The following is a 19,237-nucleotide window of genomic DNA, read 5'->3' as shown; positions in this document are numbered from 1 at the left end:
CGCAGGCACGCCTCGATTAACGCGCGAAAATCCGGCTCTCGTCGTCGAACGCCTTGAACTCCAGCGCATTGCCGCTCGGATCGCGGATGAAGAACGTCGCCTGCTCGCCGGGCTGGCCTTCGAATCTTATGTCAGGCGCGATGACGAAGGGAACTTTTTCGCGCGACAGTTTGTCGACAAGCGCGCGCCATTCCGCCAAAGAAAGGATCACGCCGAAATGCCGCACCGGTACCTGTTCGCCGTCGACATCATTATGCGCTTTCACGCCGGCCTCATCCGCGCTTAAATGCGCCACGATTTGGTGACCGAAGAAATCGAAGTCCACCCAATCGTCGCTCGAGCGTCCTTCGGGGCAACCGAGCAGGCTTCCATAGAAGGCACGCGCCTCGCCGAGCGAGCGAACGGGAAATGCCAGATGGAAGCGCGGGCGAGAGGTCATGGGTCGGATCTCGTTGAGCGGCAGGTCGAATTTGCGAAAGTACAGGGAAGCGTATGCGTAAGCCTCTGGCAACCCGCAGCCATCGGCGGGAATTGCTGAAGATCGACGGCCGCGCCGTGGAAGTGACGATGCGGCTCAATCCGCGCGCGCGAAGGCTGATCGTCAAGGTCAATCCCTCGACCGGCGAGGTCACCGTCGTCGCGCCGTCGCAGCGCGCGCTGGACCGCGCGCTCGATTTTGCGCGCGGCGAGACGCCCTGGATCGCCAGCCAGCTTGCCCGCGTGCCCAAGCCGATCGCGCTCGTCCCCGGCGCGCGCATCCCCTTGCGCGGCCGCGAGCACGAGATCGTGAAGTGCGACCGGGGCGGCCCCGCCGTGCTCGATCCCGACCGCGCCGTCATCCGCGTCGGCGGCCATGACGCGCATGCGCCGCGCCGCCTCGCCGATTTCCTCAAGCGCGAGGCGCGCAAGGTGCTCGAGGCGCGCACCCGCGACTATGCCGGCCGCATCGATGCCCGCGTGCGCCGCGTGACGGTGCGCGACACGTCGAGCCGCTGGGGCTCCTGCTCGACCAGCCGGTGCATCTCCTATTCCTGGCGCCTGATCCTGGCGCCCGAATTCGTGCTCGACTACGTCGTGGCGCATGAGGTGGGGCATCTGCGCGAGATGAACCACAGCCCGCGCTTCTGGCGCGTGGTGAAAAGCCTCGTGCCGGACATCGAGACCCCGCAGGCCTGGCTGCGCAAGAACGGCGCCGGCCTGCACCGCTACGGCGTGAAGTAGGCGATTGGCTCCGCCGGCCGGCGCGAGTTATGATGGCGCATGGCTTGGTTTCTATTTGTAGACGAAAGTGGACAAGATCATAACGAGTCGCCTTACGAAGTATTGGCGGGCGTTGCTATAGAAGATCGCGTCCTCTGGAATCTGATAAAGGAACTGCACGACGCTGAGGTTTCAAACTTTGGTCGTCGCTACAGCGCGGGAAGCAGAGAGCTTAAGGGTAAGAAGATACTTAAGGCGAAGACGTTTCGCCTCGCGTCTTTAAACTGTGAGGTGTTACCGCACGAAATACCTTCACTCGCCAAGGCGTCTCTCGAAGACGGAGCGCTCAACGCGACTGTGCGTCATCTTAAAGCTCAGGCGCTTGCAAAAATCAGGTATGTCTCGGAAGTATTTTCGATCTGCGAAAGACATCGCTGCAAGATATTCGTGAGCATGGTGGAGCAAGGTGCTCCGGACACGGAACACGATGGCTTGCGGAAGGACTACGGTTATTTATTTGAGAGATTTTTCTACTTCTTGGAAGATTCGGCCGCCGAGATGGGTACGCAGCCGCAGGGCATTGTTGTTTTCGACGAGCTAGAGAAATCGAAAAGTCACATCCTAATTGACCAAACCCAGCGCTATTTTAAAGAAACGGCAATCGGTAGGCACCGCGCGTCGCTCATCATTCCGGAACCGTTTTTTGTTCACAGCGATCTTACGACCGGCGTTCAAATCGCAGATCTCGTGGCATATTGCATGTCGTGGTGCTTTCGGCTGCCAAACATGACAAAGCCGCGGCGCGAAGAACTAACACCCTATATCGTTCAACTCGCCCGGATGAGACATCGCGCATTTCGCAATAGGCAGGGTAATCCCAATTTCGAAATATGGAGCGTCGCGCACATCACAGACCTGCGCACGATCATCGAAAAATCGGGAGGAGAATGAGAAAGGCAATGCAGCGCGCACGCCACAAAGCCTCCGCGACTAATGTAGTCGTTCGGAGCTAATAGTTCAATAATACAAATTCCGTAGGGTGCTTAAGGGCTTAAGCTACGTCCCGCTCTTGCCGAAGATATTGTCGATCAGGTCCTCGATCGTCCCCGGTTTCTTGTCGGCGTCGGGCGCATCCGGCGCGGGCGCCGCGGCGGCCGGCGTGGCATCGGGCGTTGCGGCCGGCGTCACCGCCGCCGCATCGGTCGCCACGACGCCGCCGGCATCGCCCGGCAGAGGCTTCACCGGCAGGCCGGCCTCCGCTGCAACCATGAAGCTGTGGAAGATCCGCGCCGGCAGCGTGCCGCCGGTCGTCGCCTTCACCATCGGCGCGTTGTCGTCGTTGCCGATCCACACGCCGCAGACCAGATCGGCGGTGAAGCCGACGAACCAGGCATCGTGATAGTCCTGCGTAGTTCCGGTCTTGCCCGCCGTCGGCCTTCCGTCGAGCCGCGCCGCCTTGCCGGTGCCGGTGGTCACGGTCTCCATCATCAGCCGCGTCATCTGCTGGTCGCTGAGCGGCGACATCACCTCGCCCAGGCCCGAGCCCCGGCGCTGGTAGAGCACCTTGCCGCTGCGCGTCTTGATGCGGGTGATCGTGAAGGCGTTGACGCCATGCCCGCCATTGGCGAACGGCACATAGGCGCTCGTCAGCTCCAGCGGCGAAACGCCGGAGGTGCCGAGCGCGAGCGAAGCCACCGCTTCCAGCGGCGAGGAGATGCCGAGACGCCTTGCGGTGCGCACCACCGCCGCCGGCCCGACTTCCTGCGTCAACTGCGCCGCCACCGAGTTGGAGGATTTCGCGAAGGCCCGCGTCAGGCTCATCGCGCCCTCGAAGCGGCCCTCATAGTTCTGCGGCCGCCAGCCATGGATGTCGACCGGGCCGTCATTGATGACGTCGTCCGGCGTGCGGCCATGCTCGAAGGCGGCGAGATAGACGAAGGGCTTGAAGGCCGAACCCGGCTGGCGCAGCGCATCGGTGGCGCGGTTGAATGAGCTTGCGGCATAGGAGCGGCCGCCGACCATGGCGCGGATCGCGCCGTCCGGCGTCATCGCCACCAGCACCGCCTGGCTCGCATGCAGCTTGTCGCCGTCCGCCGCCAGGCCCTGCGCCACCGCCCGCTCGGCCAGCGCCTGGGCGTCGAGATCGAAGGTCGTTTCGACGATGAGCGAATCGTCGGTATCGCCGATATAGCCCGACAGGCGGCTCAGCACCCAGTCGGCGAAATAGCCCGAGCCCGGCGTGCCCGAGCCGCGCACGATGCGCGGCCGCGTCGCCTCGGCGTCGGCGCGCGTCTTGGCATCGATGAAGCCGGATTCGACCATCGCCTGCAGCACGACGGTGGCGCGCTGCATCGAGGCATCGGTGTCGGCCAGCGGATTGAACCGCGCCGGCGCCTTCACGCTGCCCGCCAGCATCGCGGCCTCGGGAAGCGTGAGCTCTTCGGCATGCTTGCCGAAGAAGCGCTGCGCCGCCGCCTCGATGCCGTAGACGCCGGCGCCGAAATAAACGCGGTTCAGATAGAGCGTGAGGATCTGGTCCTTGGAATAGCGCGACTCCAGATAGAGGGCGAGCATCGCCTCCTGCAGCTTGCGCTCGAAGGTGCGGCTGGGACTGAGGAACAGGTTCTTGGCAAGCTGCTGGGTCAGGGTCGAGCCGCCCTGGCGGACATAGCCGGCCTGCATGTTCTCGAACGCGGCGCGCAGGAGCCCGATCGGATCGATGCCGAGATGGGAGCGGAAGCGGCGATCCTCGATCGCGATGAAGGCATTGGGCACATAGGGCGGCAGGCGCGCCACGTCGACCCGCTCGCCCTGCGTCAGCCCGCGCCGCGCGATCAGCCGGCCCTGCACGTCGAGCACCGTCACGTCATGCGACGAGCCTGCGATCATCAGCTTGGTGGTGTCGGGCAGGTCGGAGAGGAAATGCGACCAGAACACCGCCCCGAAGATCGCGCCCCAGGCGATCAGCAGCATCACGGCATAGGGCCAGGCGCGGCGCCGGCGCGGCTTTTGGGGCGGCGGCGCGGGTGGCGCGGGCCGGGGGGGACCCTCGCGGAAACTCGGTTCGGACTGTGCCTTGCGTGGCATCGGGCGGCCCTTCGGATCCTGCTTCTAGGAGCCAAGTGTTAACGGGTGTTAAACATATCGATCCGGGCGGCGGGAACCATTCGGAGCTTCCCCTACAGAAATGTCGGGTACTGCATTGCGCCTGAACCGCCGGATCACTACTTGTCTGCCGGGTTTTGGGGTTAACGGGCCTTGGCCGATTCAAAGCAGGACCAGGATCTCGCCTCGCGGCTCGGGCTGGGCGCGTTGTCCGCGCCGAAATTCACCCGCACCCAATGGCTGTGGATCGCCGGCGGGATCGTCGCCGTGCTGGTGGGTCTCGGCATGGCCTTCGGCCGGGGCGCCGCGCCCGCCTACACGACCCAGGCCGTCGCCCGCGGCGATCTCGCCATCACGGTCAGCGCCACCGGCACGCTCGCCCCGCGCGACGAGGTCGATGTCGGCGCCGAGGTCTCGGGCAAGATCGACGCGCTCTATGTCGATTTCAACGATCATGTGAAGAAGGGCCAGAAGCTCGCCCGGATCGACACGCTGGCCTTCGAGGCGGCGCTGGCCCAGTCCCGCGCCACGCTGGCCCAGGCCCAGGCGACGCTCATCCAGGCCGGCCAGACCCAGCGCCGCACCGCCGCCCTGATGAAGGGCAACGCCGCCTCGCGCCAGGAATACGACACCGCCAATGCCGATCTCGCCCGCGCCAATGCCGGCGTGAAGCTCGCCCGCGCCCAGGTGAACTCGAACGAGACGACGCTGGCCAAGGCGACGATCTATTCGCCGATCGACGGCGTGGTGCTCGACCGCAAGGTCTCCGCCGGCCAGACCGTGGTCGCCGCGATGACGACGCCGGTGCTGTTCACGCTGGCGAGCGACCTGTCGCAGATGGAACTCGACGTCGACATCGACGAGGCCGATGTCGGCCTGCTCAAGACCGGCGCGCAGGCGAGCTTCACGGTCGATGCCTATCCGGCGCGGCGCTTCGCCGCCAGGCTGATCTCGATCCACAACGCGCCGCAGACCGTGCAGGGCGTCGTCACCTATCGCGGCGTGCTGCTGGTCACCAACAAGGAAGGCCTCCTGAAGCCCGGCATGACGGCGACGGCGCAGATCGACGCCGCCCAGGTTCGCCATGCGCTGCTCGTGCCCAACACGGCGCTGCGCTTCGTGCCGCCCGACGACGTGAAAGCGAAGGCGCCGCCGCAGCCCGTGCCGCAGAACGGCGTCAATTGGGGCCGGGTGTGGGTTCAGGAGAACGGCGTTCTGAAGCCGCATGACGTGAAGCTGGGCGCCAGCGACGGCCATCTGACCGTCGTGCTGTCGGGCGATCTGAAGGACGGCGACCTCGCCGTCATCGACACCGCCGCAAAGCCGGTCGCGAAGCCGTAGCGCATGATGCTCTCCATCCCAACAAAAACTGTCATGCCCGCGAAGGCAGGCATCCAGTGTCTGGGCGGCAACGGTGTCTGGATCCCCGCTTTCGCGGGGATGACGGCAGGCAGGGGGCCCCGGCAATCGACTCGTTGGGCCGAATAGAATGGCCGATGTCCCGCTCATCGAGCTTCGCAAGGTCACCAAGATTTACGGGACCGGCGAGGCTCAGGTCGCGGCGCTGGCCGGCATCGACCTCACCATCCGGGACGGCGAATTCGTCGCCGTGATGGGCCCCTCGGGCTCGGGCAAATCGACCTGCATGAACATCCTGGGCTGCCTCGACGCGCCGACCGCCGGACATTATTTCTTCCGCGGCACCGATGTCAGCTCGCTGACGCGCGACCAGCGCGCCCTCTTGCGCCGTCACTATCTCGGCTTCGTGTTCCAGGGCTTCAATCTGCTCAAGCGCACCACCGCGCTCGAGAATGTCGAGCTGCCGCTGATCTATCGCGGCGTCGCCACGGCCCAGCGCCGCCGCGAAGGCCTCGCCGTGCTGGGCCAGGTCGGCCTCGCCGGCCGCGAGAACCACACCGCCGCCGAGCTTTCCGGCGGCCAGCAGCAGCGCGTCGCCATCGCGCGCGCCCTGGTCGCCGATCCCTCCGTCGTCTTCGCCGACGAGCCGACCGGCAATCTCGACAGCGCCAAGAGCCACGAGATCATGCGTCTCCTGAAATCGCTGAACGCCGAGCGCGGCCTCACCATCGTGCTGGTGACGCATGAGGAGGACGTCGCCTCCTATGCGAGCCGCCAGGTGCGCTTCCATGACGGGCTGATCGCCTCGGACACGGGGGCGCCATGATCCTCAACGCCTTCCTGCTCGCGCTGCGCGAGATCCGCAACAACCTCTTGCGCGCCGGGCTGACCACGCTCGGCATCGTCATCGGCGTCGGCGCGGTGATCCTGATGGTCACGCTCGGCGCCGGCGCCAACAGCCGCGTCACCTCCGACATCGCGACCATGGGCAACAACATGCTCATCCTGTTCCCGGGCCAGCGCAACGGCCCGCCGACCGCGACGACGCCCTTCGACATGGCGACGGTCGACGCCATCCGGCGCGACGTGCCGGGCCTCGCCGAAGTCGTGCCGGAGCTCGCCACGCCGGGCGTGGCGGTGAGCGGCAACCACAACCACTCCACCCAGATCGACGGCACCGACAATTCCTATCTGCGCAGCCGCAACTGGAACGTCATCTACGGCCGCGATTTCTCGGCCGCCGAGATTCTCGGCGGCAAATCGGTCTGCATCCTGGGCGAGACGCCCCGGCGCGAGCTCTTCGGCGACCAGATCCCGGTCGGCTCGCGCATCCGCATCAACAAGATGACCTGCGAGGTGATCGGCGTCATGGAGCCGAAAGGCACCTCGTCCTTCGGCCAGGACATGGACGAGCTGGTGCTGATGCCGCTCAAGACCGTGCAGCGCCGCCTCGCCGGCACGACCCAGATCAACGTCATCCGCGTCTCGGTGGCAAGCGCCTCGGAGATGGGACACGCCAAGGACGCCATCAACCGCCTTATGCGCGAGCGCCGCCACATCCTGCCCGGCCAGGTCGACGATTTCGACCTCACCGACATGCAGGAGATCACCCAGGTGGTGCAGGGCGTCGCCGGCATCCTGACCGCCTTCCTCTCCGCCGTCGCCGCGATCAGCCTCCTGGTCGGCGGCATCGGCATCATGAACATCATGCTGGTGTCGGTGACCGAGCGCACGCGCGAGATCGGCATCCGCCTCGCCATCGGCGCGCGCGAGCGCGACGTGCTGCTGCAGTTCCTGATCGAGGCGGTGGTGATGTCGGCGTCGGGCGGCATCGTCGGCGTGCTGTGGAGCCTGGCGGCCTCGGCCGGGCTGGCGCGCGTGCTGCACATGCCCTTCATCTTCCAGCCGGGCATCGTGGTGATCGCGGTTCTCTTCGCGGCGGCCGTGGGCGTCGCCTTCGGCTATTTCCCCGCCCGCCGCGCCGCGCGCCTCGACCCCATCGAAGCGCTCCGGCACGAGTAGAAGTATCTACCCTTCCGCAAGGGGTGGGCCGAACGCCTGCTAATTGTCGTCGTCGTCCGAATGATGCGGCGCGGGCGGTGCGGGCGGCGGCGCATGGCTGCCGGGAATCGGCGGAACCGGCGGAATGGGCGGGATCGGAGGGACCGGAGGTATCGCATTCGCCGCCGGATAGTTCTGCCCGCCGATCTGCACATCGGCCATGCCGTCATTCGACAGCTTGCCGCGATAGGCCTTGATCCTGACGCTGCCCGAGCCCACCGCGGAGATCCGCGGGTTCACCGCGATGCCGCCGAAATAAAGGTCGCCCGCGCCGATGATGTCGACATGCAGGGGATCGGCATAGCCGTCGGCGATCTTCACATTGCCCGAGCCGGCGATGTCGACCTTGACCGGTCCGTTGACCTTCTGGGCGGTGAAATCGCCCGAGCCCGCGATGTCGACATTGATGCCGTTGGCCACCGCCCCGACGAAGGCGTCGCCCGAGCCCGCGATGTCGGCCCGGACCGAGCCGGCATTGTGCGCCTCGATCCGGCCGGAGCCCGCGATCTCCAGCCGCAATTCGCCGGCGACGTCGGCGACCGTGGTCTTGCCGGAGCCGGACATCGAGATGCGCGCCGTCGAGGTCCGCCCGACCGTCGCGTCGCCGGCGGTGTCCAGGCGCACCGGTCCGAAGGTGTCGCCGATCGTGGCGTTGCCGACCAGGTCGACGACGCGGACGTCCGCGCCCTTGGGCACCGTCACCTTGATGAACAGCTTGCCCTCGCGGCCGTCATTGATGTGGGAGAAGTCGAACCACTTCTTCCAGTCCCAGACGTTGAAGCTCTCGACCTCGCTGCCCGAGATCGTGAGCTGGCCGCCGTCCTGCTTCACCGTCAGCCCGGCGACCATCGCCCGCGACCCGGAGACGTCGACCTTCATCGGCCCGTCCTGGACGTTGACCTTGACCGAGCCGACGACGTCGTCGACGCGCAGCGTCTTGGCGGGAAAGCTCTTGGTCGGCCACACCACCCAGCCCGAATCCGCGCCCGCCGCCGGCAGCACCAGCAAGGCCGCCACCGCGGCCCCGATCAGCATGGAATGTCTTCCGCTATTCATTTTCTTTCGCCTCGTAAGCGCAAGCCGGCGAAGTGCCGGCCAGAGAGCGCCGTTCGTCTTGAGGGACACATAGGGTGTCCCCATTAGTGGCACACGAACGTTATTTTTGCGCGACCGCCCTGCGAGGACGGAAGGGGAACAAACTAGTGCTAAGCCCCTGGTTTCACGGCATCAGGCGGTAGCCGCCGCTTTCCGTCACCAGGATACGCGCCTGGCCGGGATTGGTCTCGATCTTCTGGCGCAGCCGGTAAATATGGGTTTCCAGCGTGTGCGTGGTCACCGCCGGGTTGTAGCCCCACACCTCGTGCAGCAGCGTCTCGCGCGGCACCGTCTCGCCCGAACGGTAGAGGAATTTGAGGATATTGGTTTCCTTCTCCGTCAGCCGGATCTTGCGCTCCGCCGCGTCGAGCAGGACCTTGGCGCTGGGGCGGAAAGTATAGGGCCCGATGCGGTAGACCGCCTCCTCGCTCTGGCCGTGGCTGCGCAGATGCGCCTGCACCCGCGCCATCAGCACGGCGAAGCGGAAGGGCTTGGCGATATAGTCGTTGGCGCCCGAATTCAGGCCCTCGATCGTGTCGGCGTCGGAATCGGCCGCGGTCAAAAGGATGATCGGCGCGGTGACGCCGCTGTCGCGGAATTCGCGGCACAGGGCCCGGCCGTCGCCGTCCGGCAGGCTGACGTCCAGGATCATGAATTCGTAGAGGCCTTCGCGGGCGCGGAGCCGCGCCTCGGCGCAATCGGCGGCCTCCACGATGGCATAGGGGCCTTCGCTCGCGAGCTGCTCGGCGAGCGAGCTGCGCAGCATGGCATCGTCGTCGACGAGAAGGACGCGTTTGGCACTGGGCATGCGTTTATGGGCGTTCGGTTAGGGGCGGCGGACTCTACCCGGTTTTGCGGCGCGGGTGTATGTGGAAACGCGATGAAGCCCTCCCCCAAATCCCCGGTGCCCTCGGTCGTGGACCGCGTCATCCTGGCGGTCGATGCCTTTCGCCGCGGCCGTCCCGTGACGATCGGCGGGCCGGGCGGCGCAATCGTCGCACGCGCCGTCGAAACCCTGGCCGCGCCGGCGCTGGCGGCGCTCGGGCGTTCCGGGAAGGCGCGCCTGGTGCTCAGCCATGCGCGCGCCCGCACGCTGAAGATCCGCCTCTACACGCCCGACGTCGTGGCGCTCGCCGTTCCGCGCGACATGGACCTCGCCCATCTGCGCGCCATCGCCGATCCGACCGACGATCTCGCCTATCCGCTGAAAGGCCCGTTCGATACGGTGCGCGACACCCTGCCCGCCGCCTATGCCGCTTCGGTCAAGCTCGCCAAGCTCGCGGGCCTTCTGCCTGCCGCCGTGGTCGAGCCGGCGCGCCGCGGCGCGAAAGCCGCGCTCGCCGCCGCCGATGCCTTCGCCTACGAGAACGAGATCGTCCGTACCCTGAAAATCGTGGCGCGGGCCCGCGTGCCCCTGGAAGGCGCGGAGAAGACGGAGCTGGTCTCCTTCCGTCCCGAGGACGGCGGGCCCGAGCATTACGCCATCGTCATCGGGGCGCCGCCGACCGGCAAGCCGGTGCTGACGCGGCTGCATTCGGAATGCTTCACCGGCGATCTTCTGGGCTCGCTCAAATGCGATTGCGGCGCGCAGTTGCGCGGCGCCATAGACACGATCTCCAAGGCCGGCGGCGGCGTGCTGCTCTATCTCGCCCAGGAAGGCCGCGGCATCGGCCTGATCAACAAGCTGCGCGCCTACCGCCTGCAGGACCAGGGGTTCGATACCATCGACGCCAACGAGCGCGTGGGCTTCGAGGCCGACGAGCGGCAATACGGCATCGCCGCGCGCATGCTGCAATTGCTGGGCTACAAATCGGTGCGCCTGCTCACCAACAATCCCGACAAGGTCGCCGGGCTGAAGGCGGCCGGCGTGAAGGTCGCGGCCCTCGTCCGCCACGCCTTCCCCGACAACGAGCACAACCGCGCCTATCTGCGCACCAAGGCGGAGCGGTCCGGCCACCTGCTGTGAGGCTATCCGCGCTTCAGCGGCGCGATCATGATCGTGGCGGTGGCGGTCGCGATGGTCTTGCCGTCGGCGCGCGCCAGCGTCGCTTCGAGGAAGTTGATGGTGCGGCCGCGCTTGAGCACCCTGGCCTCGGCGACATGGCGGCCCGCGGCGCCCTGGTTGAGATAGCTCACCTTCATCTCCAGCGTCGGCGCGATCTCGCCCCATTGCGCGACGAAGCCGGCGGCGACCGCCAGCACGTCGTCCATCGCGCAGGCGATGGCCCCGCCATGCAGCGCGCCGAAGCGGTTGAAATGCGCCGCGCCGAGGTCGTAGCCGATCTTGACCCAGCCCTCCTCGACGTCGACTTCCAGCAACTCCTGGTTCAGCCAGGCCGAGCACGGCGCGGCCCGCTTGAAGATCGCCTGGACGTTCGGGGGGAAGTCTTCCGGCTTGGTCTTGTCGACGACGCGGCGCATGGGATTCCGTCTTATGATATCGATGCGTCCATCCTGCATACCGCTTGGGGGAAGACAAATTGCGCATCGCATTCCTGCGTCACGGGCCGACCGACTGGAACGCGGAAGGCCGCATCCAGGGCCGCATCGACATGCCGCTGTCGGCCGCCGGCCGCGCCAAGATGGCGGGTCTCCTGCCGCCGGAGGGCTTCGAACGGGCGCGGGCCTTCACCAGCCCGCTGGTCCGCGCGCGAGAGACGGCGGCGCTCTTGGGCTTTCCCGACGCCGTGCCGGATGCGCGGCTCGCCGAGCACCATTGGGGCGAATGGGAGGGCCTGACGCGGGAGGAGATAATGGCGCGCGACGGCGCCGACGCTTTCGTACGGGCGGGCAGCGCCATCGACTTCACGCCCAAGGGCGGTGAGAGCACGCGGGCGCTTCTGGCGCGGGTGGCGGGCTTCCTCCGCGACGCGGCGCGGGACGAGCGCGACGCGATCGCGTTTGCGCATCGCGGGGTGTTGCGAAGCGCGTACACGCTGGCGACGGGTTGGAACATGGCGACGGCGATGCCGGAGAAACTGGATCTGGCGGGGGCGCTGATTCTGGCGGTCGGCGCGGATGGCGTGCCCAGGCTCGCGGCGATGAACGTGCCGTTGCGGGAGCGCTGAATATGTCACTGCAGCGCTGAGCGGGACTACTCTGGATGCCCGCCTGCGCGGGCATGACAAACCTATTTCTGTCATGCCCGCGTAGGCGGGCATCCAGAGCCGACTGCACGATTGCTGATCTCTGAGCCAAGACAACTCGACCGTTCAGAGATTGCGAGCGATATCCGCCCATGTGGGATTGACCTCTTCGATCAGCCGTATCTTCCACTTTCGTTCCCACTTCTTCAGACGCTTTTCAAAATCGATCGCATCGCGGACGTCCCGGAATTCCTCGAACCAGACCAGCGTCTTCACGCCGTATTTCTTGGTGAAGCCCTCTACCAGTCCTTCGCGGTGTTCATGGGCACGCCGAAGGAGATCGCTCGTGACGCCGACATAGAGCGTGCCGTGCGGCCGCTCGCCATGATGTAGACGAAATAGCGATGGTCTCGCGACATCGTTCGGGACTGCCCTGGATGCCCGCCCGCGCGGGCATGACAGTTTGGATTGGCCGCGGCCGACGCTTCAATCCCAGAACGGCTTGAGCTTCCTAAAGTCCTTCCAGCCCCTCATCGCCTTCTTCGTCAGGCGCTTCTCGCGGCCGGCGTGCCAGCCGGCGACGACGCCGGCGGCGAACCGCAGTTCGGCCGCATTGCCGATCCGCGCCAGCGTGCCCGAAATGCCGTGCACGTCGTTCGCCTCGCCCATGCGGTCGAGCAGGTCCTTCAGCGCGCGGATATAGGCCGCGGTCTTGCGGCGCGGATAAAGCGGCGCGAAGAACTCCGCCGCATAGCGCAGCTTCTTGAGCGCGATGCGCAGCTTGTGGGTGCGCCGGTCGTAGGTCTTCCTCACCTTCCTGCCGCGCTTCTTCGCGACGGCCCAGTGTTCGTCGAGCGCCTTGCGGCTCACCTTGCCGATGCGCCGCCCGTCGCGCGGGATCTGCTCGGCCGCAGCGGCGACGTCGTTCAGGAAGGCGCCGAAATCGGGATTGAGGATCTCGGCCAGCGCGTCGTCCCACGCCTCGCCCCGCGCATGGCGCAGCGCCAGCACGAAGGCGGCGAAGGATTCGTGATCGGCGTATTTGGCCTGGACGGGCTTCAAGAGTTCGCCGGCGAAGACGTCGAGCTCGCGCGCCGGGCCGAAGGCGTCGGCGATGGCGCGGCCGCGTTTGCCCAGCGCCCTGAGCTCCGGCGTCTCCGCGCCGAAGGATTTCAGCGCCATCTGCAGCCGGCGCAGGCCGACGCGCACCTGGTGCACGCCCTCGGGATCGCGGGCGCGGATCGCCGGCGCGTTGCCGCCGACCTGGGCGAGGCATTCGAGCACCGTGGAGCGGAAGGCATCCGCCGCGCTCATGCGCTTGCGCAGCTGCACCGGGCGCGCGTTCACCGCGCGCGCATTGGGATCGCCGTGGCTGGGCCGGTAGGAGCGGACGATGGCGACGCGCGGCTCTTCCATGAGCCTATATTCCATCATGCGGGCCTGACCGGCAATCCGGCTTTCGCCAGCGCCGCCTTGGCCTGCGCGATCGTCGCCTGGCCGAAATGGAAGATGGAGGCGGCAAGCACGGCCGAGGCATGGCCGTCGCGCACCCCGGCGACGAGATCGTCCAGCGTACCGACGCCGCCCGAGGCGATGACGGGAACCGGCACTGCGTCGGAGACCGCGCGGGTGAGCGGGATGTCGTAGCCGATCTTGGTGCCGTCGCGGTCCATCGAGGTCAGCAATATCTCTCCGGCGCCGTATTCCACAAGTCTCACGGCATGGGCGACGGCGTCGATGCCGGTCGCGTTTCGCCCGCCATGGGTGAACACCTCGAAGGGTGGGCCATTGTGATTGTGGGAACCTTGTTTCGCGTCAATCGCGGCGACGATGCACTGGCTGCCGAATTTCTCCGCCGCCTCGCGCACGAATTCCGGGCGGCGCACCGCCTCGGTGTTGATCGAGACCTTGTCGGCCCCGGCGAGCAGCAGGGCGCGGATATCCTCCAGCGTGCGCACCCCGCCGCCGACGGTCAGCGGCATGAAGCAGACATCGGCGGTGCGGCGCACGACGTCCAGGATGGTGCCGCGGTTCTCGTGGGAGGCGGTGATGTCGAGGAAGCAGAGCTCGTCGGCGCCGGCGGCGTCATAGACCATCGCCTGCTCGACCGGATCGCCGGCATCGCGCAGGGATTCGAAATTGATCCCCTTGACGACGCGGCCGTCCTTCACGTCCAGGCAGGGAATGATGCGGATTTTCAACATTGCATAAGCCTATCGCAGTCGCATCAAAATCGCGACGCGGTTTTCCTCCCCCGCTGTTGCGGGGGAGGTGCTGAGTGAGCGTAGCGAACGAAGCGGAGGGGGCCTGTGCGGGACGGCCGCCCCTCCGTCATGCCTTCGCTTCGCTACGGCATGCCACCTCCCCCGCAACAGCGGGGGAGGAAAGTATTAGCGCCGCGCCCGCGCCATCGCGGCGATGTTGAACAGCGCCCGCGCCGTCACGGTTTCGGCCGGCACGGCGGTGGTGCGGGTGAGCGCCTCGGTCTCCAGGAGCAGATCGCAGGCTTCGAGCAGGCGCTGGCTGTCCCAGACATTCGCCTGGGCCTTGAACGCGGCCTGGCGCATGAAGTGCAGCGGCGGGCGCAGCTTGCGCAGCGCGTTGTCGAGCGGTTCGCCCTTCTCCATCTCCGATCTGGCCAGCGCGAGCCTTTGGAAATGCGACAGCCCCATGCGGATGATCGCGGCCGGCGAGGTGCCGGCGACCCAAAGGCGTTCGAGCGCCAGGTCGAGCTTCTTCAGGTCGCCCTGGCCGGCGGCGTCGAGCGCCTCCTCGGCGCGCACCTCCGCCTCGTCGCCCAGCACGGCACGGACATCCTCCAGCGTGATCTGCTTCTGTCCGCGGGCATAGAGCGCGAGCTTTTCCAATTCGCGGCGGGTGACGCCCCGGTCGGAGCCGAGCCGCGACGCGGCATCGGCCAGCGCGTCCGGCGCGATGGTGAAGCCGTCGGCGCGCAGGGCGTCGCGGATGACATCGGGAAGGTCGCGCGCCGAGTCGCCATAGCAGGCGATGGCGGCGGCATTGTCGGCGCCCTCGAACAGCTTGCGCAGGCCGGTTCCGCGCGCGAGATCGCCGCCCTCGACCACGACCAGCGCGTCGCCCGCTGGATCGTCCAGGAAGCGCTCGAACAGCTTGGCGAGGCCGTTGCCGGCGCCGCGCACCCGCACCACGCGCCGCCCGCCCAGCATGGAGATCGCCGCCGCCTCGTCGAACAGCCGCGCCGGGTCGGAGGCGAGCGTCGAATCGTCGAGATCGGCGATGAGGAACGGGTCTTTGAGATCGGGCACGACGGATTTGATCAGCGTCTCGGCGCGCTCGCGCACCAATCCCTGGTCGGGCCCGAAGATCAGCGCCGCGACCATCTCCTTGGGGAAATGCGAAAGCGCACGGTCGACCCCAGCCCCCTTGATCTCGGTCATGATGCCTCCGTGAGCTTGGCAAGTTCGGCGGCGAGCGGCCGCTCATCGCCGCTAAAGCTGGCGATCATGGCGGCAAGGAAAAGTCGCGGTTCGAGACGATCGATGTCCATGGGGTGCCCGGCTCGCTCCGCAAGGAGCATGAGGAAGGAGAGCTGCGTCCGACCGTTTCCTTCGCGAAACGGATGGATCGCGTTCAGGGTCGCAAGAAAGGCCGTCGCCGAATGCACGAAGTCTTTCCTGGCCAATCCTCTGAGTTGGCGTTGCTCCCCAAGAGACAGAAAAAGGGACCGCATCTCGCGTTCGATATGCTCGGGATAGCAAAAGGCGTTCGCGCCTTTCGACACGCGCACCGTACGAAATTTGCCCGCCCAGGCATACACGTCCTGGAAAAGATGCCGGTGGACGGCGCGATAATGCGCGACGCCGAACCGGCCGGCTGGCGGCGGTTCATTGGCGCGCTGGCGGGCCATCGCGTCTTCGAACCGCTCGAGATCGGGCGCGCTGCGGATGCCTTGGAGATTTCTGAGGATCGTTGTGCCTTCGTAGCGATAAGGATCGGCGACGGGGTCGTACCCGGTCACCCCTTGCCGCCATATTTTCGAACCAGGAACTTTCGCCGTTCCGCCTGCGAAAGCTTGCGCACCTCGAAGCGGCGAAAATCGGCGTCCAGGTCGGCGTTGCGCGGGATGCCCTCGACGGCGCTGATCTTGGCGAAGCGGTCGTGGCCGATGATGCCGCGCGATGACGGGCGTTTCTTCATGCCGCCATACTAGCCCCAAGCTAGCGCTTTGCGAAGAACACGTTGAGGTCGAGGCGGATGCGTTCGGCGATGTCCTGCGCGGCGCGCTTGTCGGCGTCCTGCTGCGCCGCGAGCGTGCCGTAATTGGCCGAGGGACTCAGCGGAATCGTCGGACCCGTCGGCAGCACGTTATAGGCCGAGAGGCCGGTCTCGGTGCCGCTGGTCACGACCTTCCCGGTCCCGTCGGTCAGCGAATAGGTCACCTTCAGCGTGTCGTTGTAGCGGGTGATGGTCGAGGTGTTCGGGTCGCTCTGCAAGGCGACGCCCTGGGTCGTCTCGGTAAGCTGGAGCTTCAGGTGATAGGCCGCGCCGCTCGGCGTGCCGGGGCCGTCGAGCAGGTCGATCATCTGGTTGCGCAATTCGTAGCCGATCCGGTCCGACACCGGCTCGACATAGATCGTCGCCAGCGTCGCGCGCATCGCGCCGTTCATCCCGCCATAGAGCGGATGAAAGCCGCAGCCGGCGAGGCCCAAGGCAAGCGCGATGGCGGGCAAGCGCGTCATATCACGACATTCACGATGCGGTTCGGCACCACGATAACCCGTTTCGGCGTCTTGCCCTCCAGCGCGCGCACGGTGTTGTCCTCGCTCAGCGCCGCGGCGCGCAGCTCGGCTTCGCTGGCGCCGACCGGCATGGTGATCTCGCCGCGCCGCTTGCCGTTGACCTGGACCGCGATGGTCACGCTGTCGGTCCGCGTCAGGGCTTCGCGGAAGGACGGCCAGGGCGTATCGACCAGCAGCGTCTTATGGCCGAGCGCCTCCCAGCAGGTCTCCGCCAAGTGCGGCATCATCGGCGCGATCAGGAGCACGATGGCCTCCAGCGCCTCGCGCCGGACCGCGCCGTCGGCGCCCGCATGCTGCTGCACGGCATTGGCCAGCGTATAGATCTGCGCCACGGCGCGGTTGAAGCGCAGATGGGCGAGATCCTCGGTCACCGCGGCGATGGCGCGGTGCGTCGCCTGGCGCAGCGCCAGCGCCCCGCCGGCGACGTCGCCGATCGCGGCCCCGGGCGGCGGCAGGGGCTCGGCCTCCGTCACCAGCCGGTGGATGCGCTGGACGAATTTCCAGCAGCCCTCGGCCCCGGCCTCCGACCAGTCGACGTCGCGCTCCGGCGGGGAATCCGACAGCATGAACCAGCGGATCGCGTCGGCGCCATAGGTGTCGATCATGCCCATCGGCGCGACGACGTTCTTCTTGGACTTCGACATCTTCTCCGAATGGCCGACCGTCACCTCGGCGCCGCTGCCCTTGCGATAGGCCTTGCCGTCGCGCTTCTCGACCTCCTCGGGCAGGAGCCAGGCGCCCGCCGCGTCCTGATAGGTCTCGTGGCAGACCATCCCTTGCGTGAAGAGGCTCGCGAAGGGCTCGTCGAGCGCGACCCATCCGGTCGCCTTCATCGCGCGGGTGAAGAAGCGGGCATAGAGCAGGTGCAGGATCGCATGCTCGATGCCGCCGATATACTGATCGACCGGCAGCCAGTAATTCACCGCGTCGCGGTTCACCGGATCGGCCGCCGTCGGATCGGCGAAGCGCGCGAAGTACCAGGAGGAATCCACGAAGGTGTCGAGCGTATCGGTCTCGCGCCGGGCCTCGCCGCCGCAGGCGGGGCAGGTCGTGTGCTTGAAGGTGGGATGCGCGTCCAGGGGATTGCCCTTGACTGTGAAATCCAGGTCGTCGGGCAGGCGGATCGGCAGGTCGCTCTCTTTCGCCGGGACCACGCCGCATTTGGCGCAATGGATCATCGGGATCGGGCAGCCCCAGGCGCGCTGGCGCGAGGCCAGCCAGTCGCGCAGCCGGTAGTTCACCGTGCGCGTGCCGCGGCCTTGCGCCTCCAGCCGCCTGGCGATTTCGGCTTTCGCGTCTTCGACGGACAGCCCGTCCAGGAAGCGGGAATTGGCGAGCCGGCCGGGGCCGACATAGGCCTCCTCGCCGACCTTGAAGTCCTTGGGGTCGGCGCCTTCGGGCACCACGACGGGCAGCACGGGCAGGGCGTATTTGCGCGCGAAATCCAGGTCGCGCTGGTCGTGCGCCGGACAGCCGAAGATCGCCCCGGTGCCGTAGCCCATGAGCACGAAATTGGCCACCATCACCGGCAGCTTCCAGGCCGGATCGAAGGGATGCGCCGCGGTCAGGCCGGTGTCGTAGCCGAGCTTCTCCGCCGTCTCGATCTCGGCCTCGGCGGTGCCGGTGCGGCGGCACTCGGCGATGAAGGCGACCAGCCCCGGATCGGATTTCGCCAGCTCTTCCGTGAGCGGATGATCGGGCGAGAGCGCGACGAAGCTGGCGCCGAACAGCGTGTCGGGCCGCGTCGTGAACACGTCCAGCGTCCCGCCGCTCGACAGGTCGAAGGCGAAGCGCAGCCCTTCGGAGCGCCCGATCCAGTTCTTCTGCATCAGCCGGACCTTCTCCGGCCATTTGTCGAGCGTATCGAGCGCCGCCAGCAGGTCCTGCGAATAGCGGGTGATGCGGAAGAACCACTGGCTCAGCTTGCGCCGCTCCACCGCCGCGCCGGAGCGCCAGCCCTTGCCGTCGATCACCTGCTCGTTGGCGAGCACGGTCATGTCGACCGGATCCCAGTTCACATCCGCTTCGGAGCGGTAGACGAGGTCGTCCTTGTAGAAATCCAGGAACAGCTTCTGCTGGTGCCGGTAATATTCCGGATCGCAGGTGGCGAATTCGCGCGTCCAGTCGATCGCCAGGCCCAGCGCCTGCAGCTCGCTGCGCATCGCATCGATGTTCGCATAGGTCCAGTCGCGCGGATTGGTGCCGGTGTTCTTGCCGGCGCTGACATTGTCGCGCGCCGCGTTCTCGGCCGGCAGGCCGAAGGCGTCCCAGCCCATCGGATGCAGGACGTTGAACCCCTGCGCGCGGCGGAAGCGGGCGATGACGTCGCCCATCGTGTAGTTGCGCACATGGCCCATATGGATGCGCCCCGACGGATAGGGGAACATCTCCAGCACATAACATTTGGGCTTGCCGCCCGATTCGGCGAGCGACGGCGTCAGGAAACTGCCGGCGGCGTTCCACGCCGCCTGCCATCTGCGTTCCGCTTCCTTGGCGTTGTATCGCGCCATCGCTTCGAGACCTTCCCGCTGCCGGTTCTGGAGACGCTGA

At 66.8% G+C, this 19,237-nt stretch carries 20 protein-coding genes; 7 read left to right on the top strand and 13 right to left on the bottom strand.

The window, feature by feature from the left end:
• Window positions 1-16: 16 nt before the first annotated feature.
• Complete coding sequence (locus WDN01_16210; GenBank protein MEJ0027570.1) at window positions 17-511, bottom strand: VOC family protein; 495 nt, start codon at window positions 509-511, stop codon at window positions 17-19.
• Here WDN01_16210 and WDN01_16205 point away from each other — a divergent pair.
• Together WDN01_16205 and WDN01_16200 are read left to right on the top strand one after the other, a co-directional pair.
• On the top strand, window positions 493-1,221 hold the full coding sequence (locus tag WDN01_16205; protein ID MEJ0027569.1) for a SprT family zinc-dependent metalloprotease: 729 nt from the start codon (window positions 493-495) through the stop codon (window positions 1,219-1,221). The genes WDN01_16210 and WDN01_16205 overlap by 19 nt on opposite strands.
• A gap of 39 nt (window positions 1,222-1,260) precedes the next feature.
• Window positions 1,261-2,151 (top strand): DUF3800 domain-containing protein, encoded by an 891-nt coding sequence (locus WDN01_16200; protein ID MEJ0027568.1) that lies wholly within the window; start codon window positions 1,261-1,263, stop codon window positions 2,149-2,151.
• Between the two features lie 105 nt (window positions 2,152-2,256).
• On the opposite strand, the gene WDN01_16195 is transcribed toward WDN01_16200, so the two are convergent.
• On the bottom strand, window positions 2,257-4,287 hold the full coding sequence (locus tag WDN01_16195) for a PBP1A family penicillin-binding protein (protein ID MEJ0027567.1): 2,031 nt from the start codon (window positions 4,285-4,287) through the stop codon (window positions 2,257-2,259).
• 171 nt (window positions 4,288-4,458) lie between these two features.
• On the opposite strand from WDN01_16195, the gene WDN01_16190 reads away from it, so the two are divergent.
• The 3 genes from WDN01_16190 to WDN01_16180 all read left to right on the top strand — a co-directional run bounded on the left by WDN01_16190 (window position 4,459) and on the right by WDN01_16180 (window position 7,686).
• The gene (locus tag WDN01_16190) at window positions 4,459-5,646 is read left to right on the top strand and encodes an efflux RND transporter periplasmic adaptor subunit (protein ID MEJ0027566.1); all 1,188 of its coding nucleotides are present in this window, start codon (window positions 4,459-4,461) and stop codon (window positions 5,644-5,646) included.
• Between the two features lie 148 nt (window positions 5,647-5,794).
• Window positions 5,795-6,490, top strand: coding sequence for an ABC transporter ATP-binding protein (locus tag WDN01_16185; GenBank protein ID MEJ0027565.1), 696 nt, complete (start codon window positions 5,795-5,797; stop codon window positions 6,488-6,490).
• Window positions 6,487-7,686 (top strand): ABC transporter permease, encoded by a 1,200-nt coding sequence (locus tag WDN01_16180; GenBank protein ID MEJ0027564.1) that lies wholly within the window; start codon window positions 6,487-6,489, stop codon window positions 7,684-7,686. Before WDN01_16185 ends, WDN01_16180 begins: the two co-directional genes overlap by 4 nt.
• Window positions 7,687-7,725: 39 nt before the next feature.
• Here WDN01_16180 and WDN01_16175 read toward each other — a convergent pair whose 3' ends face one another.
• Window positions 7,726-8,760, bottom strand: coding sequence for a DUF2807 domain-containing protein (locus tag WDN01_16175; protein ID MEJ0027563.1), 1,035 nt, complete (start codon window positions 8,758-8,760; stop codon window positions 7,726-7,728).
• 184 nt (window positions 8,761-8,944) lie between these two features.
• On the bottom strand, window positions 8,945-9,628 hold the full coding sequence (locus tag WDN01_16170; GenBank protein MEJ0027562.1) for a response regulator transcription factor: 684 nt from the start codon (window positions 9,626-9,628) through the stop codon (window positions 8,945-8,947).
• A gap of 72 nt (window positions 9,629-9,700) precedes the next feature.
• Between WDN01_16170 and ribA the strand changes: the two genes are divergently transcribed.
• Window positions 9,701-10,786 (top strand): GTP cyclohydrolase II, encoded by a 1,086-nt coding sequence (gene ribA / locus WDN01_16165; GenBank protein ID MEJ0027561.1) that lies wholly within the window; start codon window positions 9,701-9,703, stop codon window positions 10,784-10,786.
• A gap of 2 nt (window positions 10,787-10,788) precedes the next feature.
• Here ribA and WDN01_16160 read toward each other — a convergent pair whose 3' ends face one another.
• The gene (locus WDN01_16160) at window positions 10,789-11,241 is read right to left on the bottom strand and encodes a PaaI family thioesterase (GenBank protein ID MEJ0027560.1); all 453 of its coding nucleotides are present in this window, start codon (window positions 11,239-11,241) and stop codon (window positions 10,789-10,791) included.
• Window positions 11,242-11,300: 59 nt separating this feature from the next.
• Here WDN01_16160 and WDN01_16155 point away from each other — a divergent pair, with 59 nt between their 5' ends.
• A complete protein-coding gene (locus WDN01_16155) occupies window positions 11,301-11,888 on the top strand; it encodes a histidine phosphatase family protein (GenBank protein MEJ0027559.1) in 588 nt (195 codons plus the stop codon).
• A 144-nt stretch (window positions 11,889-12,032) separates the two neighbouring features.
• Here the strand turns inward: WDN01_16155 and WDN01_16150 are convergent, their stop codons facing one another.
• From WDN01_16150 to leuS, 8 genes are all read right to left on the bottom strand, one after another.
• Window positions 12,033-12,212 carry a hypothetical protein gene (locus WDN01_16150; protein MEJ0027558.1) on the bottom strand — a complete coding sequence of 60 codons (180 nt, stop codon included), beginning with the start codon at window positions 12,210-12,212 and terminating at the stop codon, window positions 12,033-12,035.
• A 180-nt stretch (window positions 12,213-12,392) separates the two neighbouring features.
• On the bottom strand, window positions 12,393-13,322 hold the full coding sequence (locus tag WDN01_16145) for a CHAD domain-containing protein (GenBank protein MEJ0027557.1): 930 nt from the start codon (window positions 13,320-13,322) through the stop codon (window positions 12,393-12,395).
• Window positions 13,323-13,336: 14 nt separating this feature from the next.
• Entirely contained in the window at window positions 13,337-14,110 is a 774-nt protein-coding gene (hisF, locus tag WDN01_16140; GenBank protein MEJ0027556.1) for an imidazole glycerol phosphate synthase subunit HisF, read from the bottom strand.
• 186 nt (window positions 14,111-14,296) lie between these two features.
• The gene (gene holA, locus WDN01_16135) at window positions 14,297-15,325 is read right to left on the bottom strand and encodes a DNA polymerase III subunit delta (GenBank protein MEJ0027555.1); all 1,029 of its coding nucleotides are present in this window, start codon (window positions 15,323-15,325) and stop codon (window positions 14,297-14,299) included.
• Window positions 15,322-15,906, bottom strand: coding sequence for a Fic family protein (locus WDN01_16130; protein ID MEJ0027554.1), 585 nt, complete (start codon window positions 15,904-15,906; stop codon window positions 15,322-15,324). The genes holA and WDN01_16130 overlap by 4 nt, the downstream gene beginning before the upstream one ends.
• A complete protein-coding gene (locus tag WDN01_16125) occupies window positions 15,903-16,085 on the bottom strand; it encodes a hypothetical protein (protein ID MEJ0027553.1) in 183 nt (60 codons plus the stop codon). Before WDN01_16125 ends, WDN01_16130 begins: the two co-directional genes overlap by 4 nt.
• Before the next feature lie 20 nt (window positions 16,086-16,105).
• Complete coding sequence (gene lptE / locus WDN01_16120; protein ID MEJ0027552.1) at window positions 16,106-16,627, bottom strand: LPS assembly lipoprotein LptE; 522 nt, start codon at window positions 16,625-16,627, stop codon at window positions 16,106-16,108.
• Window positions 16,624-19,197, bottom strand: coding sequence for a leucine--tRNA ligase (leuS, locus tag WDN01_16115; protein MEJ0027551.1), 2,574 nt, complete (start codon window positions 19,195-19,197; stop codon window positions 16,624-16,626). The genes lptE and leuS overlap by 4 nt, the downstream gene beginning before the upstream one ends.
• Between the last annotated feature and the right edge of the window lie 40 nt (window positions 19,198-19,237).

Origin of the sequence: Rhizomicrobium sp. (assembly GCA_037200985.1) — a bacterium.
In the GTDB taxonomy this organism is placed as follows: domain Bacteria; phylum Pseudomonadota; class Alphaproteobacteria; order Micropepsales; family Micropepsaceae; genus Rhizomicrobium.
This window is presented reverse-complemented; position numbering and strand designations above follow the sequence as displayed.

What these genes read in the sequence shown, in the direction of transcription:
- WDN01_16205 (MEJ0027569.1), top strand. Translation starts at nt 493, where the DNA reads ATGCGTAAGCCTCTGGCAACCCGCAGCCATCGGCGGGAATTGCTGAAG.
- WDN01_16200 (MEJ0027568.1), top strand. Translation starts at nt 1,261, where the DNA reads ATGGCTTGGTTTCTATTTGTAGACGAAAGTGGACAAGATCATAACGAG.
- WDN01_16195 (MEJ0027567.1), bottom strand. Translation starts at nt 4,287, where the DNA reads ATGCCACGCAAGGCACAGTCCGAACCGAGTTTCCGCGAGGGTCCCCCC.
- WDN01_16185 (MEJ0027565.1), top strand. Translation starts at nt 5,795, where the DNA reads ATGGCCGATGTCCCGCTCATCGAGCTTCGCAAGGTCACCAAGATTTAC.
- WDN01_16180 (MEJ0027564.1), top strand. Translation starts at nt 6,487, where the DNA reads ATGATCCTCAACGCCTTCCTGCTCGCGCTGCGCGAGATCCGCAACAAC.
- WDN01_16175 (MEJ0027563.1), bottom strand. Translation starts at nt 8,760, where the DNA reads ATGCTGATCGGGGCCGCGGTGGCGGCCTTGCTGGTGCTGCCGGCGGCG.
- WDN01_16170 (MEJ0027562.1), bottom strand. Translation starts at nt 9,628, where the DNA reads ATGCCCAGTGCCAAACGCGTCCTTCTCGTCGACGACGATGCCATGCTG.
- ribA (MEJ0027561.1), top strand. Translation starts at nt 9,701, where the DNA reads ATGAAGCCCTCCCCCAAATCCCCGGTGCCCTCGGTCGTGGACCGCGTC.
- WDN01_16160 (MEJ0027560.1), bottom strand. Translation starts at nt 11,241, where the DNA reads ATGCGCCGCGTCGTCGACAAGACCAAGCCGGAAGACTTCCCCCCGAAC.
- WDN01_16145 (MEJ0027557.1), bottom strand. Translation starts at nt 13,322, where the DNA reads ATGGAAGAGCCGCGCGTCGCCATCGTCCGCTCCTACCGGCCCAGCCAC.
- hisF (MEJ0027556.1), bottom strand. Translation starts at nt 14,110, where the DNA reads ATGTTGAAAATCCGCATCATTCCCTGCCTGGACGTGAAGGACGGCCGC.
- holA (MEJ0027555.1), bottom strand. Translation starts at nt 15,325, where the DNA reads ATGACCGAGATCAAGGGGGCTGGGGTCGACCGTGCGCTTTCGCATTTC.
- WDN01_16125 (MEJ0027553.1), bottom strand. Translation starts at nt 16,085, where the DNA reads ATGAAGAAACGCCCGTCATCGCGCGGCATCATCGGCCACGACCGCTTC.
- lptE (MEJ0027552.1), bottom strand. Translation starts at nt 16,627, where the DNA reads ATGACGCGCTTGCCCGCCATCGCGCTTGCCTTGGGCCTCGCCGGCTGC.
- leuS (MEJ0027551.1), bottom strand. Translation starts at nt 19,197, where the DNA reads ATGGCGCGATACAACGCCAAGGAAGCGGAACGCAGATGGCAGGCGGCG.